Here is a 2,274-nt window from a genome sequence, read left to right on the forward strand (position 1 = left end):
AAAGCATTCTTCCCAGAAGGAACTCCTGCACGTACTGTAGTAGGTGTATCTGATTTAACTGGAGAAGCTTTAATTCAAATTGATGCAGTTGTAGCAAATGCTGAAGGAACACCTCCAGTAGCTTAAAGAATAAACTTAAAAAAGATTAAGACAACTGTCTTAATCTTTTTTTTGCAACTTTTTTTAAAACGAACGAATGAACAAGAATGTTTGTACAATAAATATCGTTGGTGAGTAAAAAACTCACTAACGCTATTTTTCTTTTATATCTCATATAAATAGAAAACAAGTGAGTTCTCCTGTAAAATGATAGTCGACGAAAACTTACCACTAGGAGGAACTCACTTGCCTACTTCAAATGATATGCTAAAAGTATTAGATATTCAAGATGGAAATATTGAATTTAAGGATAATTGTGTGAATTATGGTCTATATAAAGGAAAAAGATGTAAATTTATTGAAGGAAAACTAACATACACACCGAAGGCGTGTGCTAAATGCCAAGCACAAAATGAAAGTTATTCACTCTATCGAAATGGAACTCAATTATCTCGTATCACACTACCAATGTCTGGAATTTATCCAACTTATCTTTTATTAAAAAAACAAAGATTTATGTGTAAATCATGCAGAGCAACCTTTACAGCTAAAACTCCCATCGTTAAAGACCATTGTTTTATTGCAAATACAGTCAATAGTCTAGTCTTATTTAAAACAACAGAGGCTCAGTCTATTAAGAATATTGCTAGAGACAGCAGTGTTTCAGAAGCAACAGTTCAACGTATAATCAATAAAGAAGCTAAAAACTATCAATCATATGATCGAATTCTTCCGGCACATTTATCATTTGATGAATTTAAGTACGCTAAGGGCCAATTGGCCTTTGAATACATTGACGCAAAAGCTGGGGATATTCTAGATATTTTGCCCTCTAGAGACGGAAGAACGGTAAAAAGCCACTTTATATCTCACTACAGCTTACGTGATCGAAAAAAGGTTCAGACTGTCACAGTAGATATGAATGCTAGTTACACAGGTTTTATTCCTGTTCTTTTTCCAAAAGCAAAGATTATTATTGATCGGTTTCACATTGTTCAATTAATCAACCGCTCTATGAATAAAACAAGAGTCAACGTAATGAATCGATTGAATACTTCAAATGGAGAAGAGCAAAAAAAATACCGTCGTTTAAAGCGTTACTGGAAGAAAATTTTAAAAAAAGAGAGCAATTTATCTTATACTAATTATTCTTACTATTCCATGTTTGGACAGCGACTAGAGGCTGCTATTGTGTCTGAAATGTTGGACTATGATTTAAATTTAAGCACTACCTACTCAATCTACCAATCAATTATAAAAGCTGTTGAAGAAAATAATTATGATAAACTAACTGAAATCTTAAATAAGAAGATAGATAAAAACATTTCATCTTATATGAAAACTAGCATAAAAACATTAAAGAAACACCTACCTTATATAAAAAACACCTTTTCATACCCTTATTCTAATGGAAAAATAGAAGGCATCAATAATAAAATTAAAGTACTAAATCGTGTTGCTTATGGATATAGAAATTTTTCAAACTACAAGAGTCGGATTATTTTACATTTTAATATGAAACCGAAGGTTAAAAAGAATGAGGACGAAAGACAAAAAAATACCTGCTCCGCAGCCGCTTAATGCCAGCTACAAAACAGGTTGAAAATAGGATAAGTTAAAGATTATTATTTTTCACCAACGTTAGTTGACGTAGAACCACAAGAATAGACCTTCCTAGCTGTTTTAGCTATACTAGATAAGAATAGTATGTCCATATGAAGCATGAAAGAGAAATGATTATGAGAATAGAACATATCGCAATTTGGTCACCAGATATTGAAAGATTAAAACAATTTTATATTGCTTACTTTGGGGCAATTTCTACTGACTTATATAAAAATAAAAAGACTGGTTTTACTTCCTACTTTTTAACCTTTAAAGAAGGTGCCCGATTAGAAATTATGAATAAAGAGGAGATCTTACCGATTAAACAATTAGACAAAGAACAAATGGGTTATTGCCACTTAGCAATGAGTGTTGGAAAAGAATCTGAGGTGATAAGGTTGACCAACTCGTTGAGAGAGGATGGCTATCGTATTATAGGCGAGCCGAGAACGACAGGGGATGGCTATTTTGAAAGTGTTGTAGCGGATCCTGATGGCAATAGAATTGAACTAACGTGTTAATGCGTTGATTGTAATAAGTATGGCTTTCTTTATAACTAAGTAACTAGCA

Annotated in this window: 2 protein-coding genes; both read left to right on the forward strand. The window is 32.5% G+C overall.

Annotated elements, in window-relative coordinates; all coding sequences use genetic code 11:
* The first annotated feature begins 345 nt into the window (after positions 1-345).
* A complete protein-coding gene (locus WBF61_RS09040) occupies positions 346-1,680 on the forward strand; it encodes an ISL3 family transposase (RefSeq protein WP_424255823.1) in 1,335 nt (444 codons plus the stop codon).
* A gap of 158 nt (positions 1,681-1,838) precedes the next feature.
* Positions 1,839-2,225 (forward strand): VOC family protein, encoded by a 387-nt coding sequence (locus tag WBF61_RS09045; protein ID WP_424255825.1) that lies wholly within the window; start codon positions 1,839-1,841, stop codon positions 2,223-2,225.
* Positions 2,226-2,274: the final 49 nt, after the last annotated feature.

The organism is Carnobacterium sp., from assembly GCF_049673005.1.
Classification (GTDB): domain Bacteria; phylum Bacillota; class Bacilli; order Lactobacillales; family Carnobacteriaceae; genus Carnobacterium_A.